Source organism: Liquorilactobacillus sicerae (assembly GCF_029916425.1).
Taxonomy (GTDB): Bacteria; Bacillota; Bacilli; order Lactobacillales; family Lactobacillaceae; genus Liquorilactobacillus; species Liquorilactobacillus sicerae.
The window spans coordinates 1-469 of the sequence record NZ_JAHAVQ010000198.1 but is presented as its reverse complement, the minus strand read 5'-3'; the positions used below and the strand labels follow the sequence as shown (position 1 = coordinate 469).

Sequence of the window (469 nt, the reverse complement as noted above, 5' to 3'; positions counted from 1 at the left end):
CTAAAGAACGTAATCGAACCAAAAAAGAAACCAAGAATAACAACTAAAATCAAGAGTGTTTGGGAAGCATTACGTTCTTTTGGTTTATTAAAATTAGGTACAGAATTAGATATTGCTTCAACACCGGTTAAAGATGAAGAACCTGACGAGAAAGCTTTCATAAATAATAGAAAGCCAACAGTCATCGTTGGCGAGATTTTTTCAGCCATCGTTGGTGCGTGATAAACAATTTGCCCTAAGCCCAGACGAACAAAACCTACAAGCAACATGACAAGCATTGCTGCGACGAAAAAATAAACGGGAACCATCAAAAAGTTGGCGGATTCGCGCAAACCACGAAGATTCATCAACATTAGCAAAATGACAATTACAACCGAAATGAGCAAAGAAAAACTGTGAATTTCGGGAATCGCCGAACTAATCGCATCAGTAGCCGAAGCCGCCGAAACGGCAACGGTCAACATATAAT

Annotated in this window: 1 protein-coding gene; it reads right to left on the bottom strand. The window is 39.4% G+C overall.

Annotated features, from left to right (window positions below):
* Positions 1 to 469, bottom strand: a 469-nt coding sequence (locus KH893_RS11975; RefSeq protein ID WP_281166302.1) for an amino acid permease, incomplete at both ends; no start/stop codon positions are given.